The organism is Rhodococcus sp. NPDC059969, assembly GCF_042738325.1.
Lineage (GTDB): Bacteria > Actinomycetota > Actinomycetes > Mycobacteriales > Mycobacteriaceae > Rhodococcus_F.
On the sequence record NZ_JBHWUF010000032.1, the window covers coordinates 1 to 1,811 of the forward strand.

General features: G+C 70.4%; 2 protein-coding genes and 1 pseudogene. All 3 read right to left on the bottom strand.

What is annotated here, in order from left to right; genetic code table 11:
* Positions 1-75: 75 nt before the first annotated feature.
* The gene (locus ACFWAD_RS29815) at positions 76-441 is read right to left on the bottom strand and encodes an HIT family protein (RefSeq protein WP_378550432.1); all 366 of its coding nucleotides are present in this window, start codon (positions 439-441) and stop codon (positions 76-78) included.
* Positions 442-547: 106 nt separating this feature from the next.
* Positions 548-964 carry a hypothetical protein gene (locus ACFWAD_RS29820; protein ID WP_378550435.1) on the bottom strand — a complete coding sequence of 139 codons (417 nt, stop codon included), beginning with the start codon at positions 962-964 and terminating at the stop codon, positions 548-550.
* 37 nt (positions 965-1,001) lie between these two features.
* A pseudogene (locus ACFWAD_RS29825) lies at positions 1,002-1,811 on the bottom strand (hypothetical protein); the annotation flags it as partial.

Here is a 1,811-nt window from a genome sequence, read left to right on the forward strand (position 1 = left end):
GGACCCAGATGGCCATGGACTCGCCGCTGAACACCCGAGGTCAGCCCGGTGATTGAGTGGAGTGCAAGGCGCCGACTACTTCCCTCCAGGGTCTTCCACAGCGGCAGGAGGCGCCCAAGGCAGTGCCAGGCCGTCACCGGATCGGCGGGGAACGACGTGGAAATGGACGTGGTCCACGGACTGGGTGGCGGGCCTGCCCTTCGAGGTGAGGATGTTGGCGCTGGGCAGTTCGGCGACGAGTTCGGAGGCGGCAGCCATGGTGAGGGCGCTGACGAGCGGGTCGGCTCCGGCGTCGGGGACGTGCTCGTACGGCAGGACGAGGAGGTGTCCGGGGGTGACCGGGTCCAGCGGGACGATGGCGAAGACCTGGGGCCAGCGCCGCACGATGGTGGCCGGGGCACGGCCGGAGGCGATGTCGCAGAAGACGCAGTCGGTGGGCACGAGGCTCCCTTGAAACGAGGCCAGGCCCTGCCGGTGGGCAGGGCCTGGAGCTGTGTGGTGTGCTGTCCTGCGTGTCCGGGGCTGTTAGGAGCAGTCCCGGACACACCTACTTCTGTGCGGCGGGCGGCGTCAGGCCGCGGTGTTCGACGCTGGTGTGGATGCCGCGGGCGGTGAGGATCTCGGCGAGGGCGTCGCCGACGACGACGGCGCAGGTGCGGCCTTCGGCGTCGCCGACGAGGACCCGCACGATCAGGTTCGACTTGGCGTTGTGGTCGAGGAGGGCCTGAGCCTGGTCGGCGGTCCGGGACAGCAGGGTGAAGGTGCGGGGCGACCCCATGACGTGGCCGACGACGCTTTCGTCCGTGCCGTCACGGTCGGCCAGGGCGGGCTCGCCGGCGGGGTCCTGGAGGGGCGCGTTGCGCAGGTCGATCAGGAGGGCCCCGGTCAGGGTGGACGGGACGCCGTGGTCGAAGCCGAAGGTCTCGATCTGAATCCAGGGCTGTTCGCTGGTGCTGTAGTCCATGGTCGTGGTCCTTTCGTCGGTGTGCGGGCGGGTGGGTTCAGCGTTCGACGACGGGCTTGTCGAGGTCGCGGTGGACGAGGGTGACGTCCAGATGCCGGGCGACGTACGGCTGGGCGAGGTCGGCGATGCCGAGCTCGGCGGCAGCCTTCTGGTCGCCGGACAGGGCGGCCCGGAGGGCGAGGGCGACCGTGCCAGCACGGTGACGTCCGCCGGCGCATCCCGCAGCGACGCGGACGAGGCGGCCGGAGGCGGAGGGCCCGGCGAGGAACGCCTCGATCTGCATCACGGTCGCGGTGACGAGTTCCTTGATGCCGGGGGTGGTCATGACGGCGGCGCGGACGGGGGCGTCGTGCGCGGTCATGTAGCGGAGCTCGGGGCTGACGTGCGGGTCGCGGAAGTGGTGGCGCAGGTCGATGGTGAGGTGCGCGTCGTCGGGGGCGCCGTGAAGGTAGCCGAAGGAGACGATCTCGATCATGCCGGTGCGCTCGGTCATGTTCTCCACCTTGTCGGTCGTCGTACGGCTGCGGGAGGGGTTTCCTGTTGCCTGTTTCGGCGGGGTCTGGGCGGCGTCGGCGACGGCCTGGCGGCCAGCCTCGGTGATGGCGAAGAAGTGCGGGTGTCCGCGGTGGACGTCACCGGGGTCGGGGGAGTCCTGGATGTGGCCGCAGGCGTCGATGCTGTCGGCGTAGCCGAGTTCTTCCAGCGCGATCTCGTCGGCGGCGGTGAGCCAGATCTTCTTCCCCGCGTCTGTGGTCTCGATCAGCTGGCCGATGTTGCCCTTCGGGTGGGCGACGGCGTTCTGGAGGGCCTTGAGGCGCTTGGGGGTGAGACGGGGAGCCATCGGGCC

Bases quoted from the DNA above. Each gene is read 5' to 3' on its own strand.
- ACFWAD_RS29820 (WP_378550435.1), bottom strand. From the start codon at position 964: ATGGACTACAGCACCAGCGAACAGCCCTGGATTCAGATCGAGACCTTC.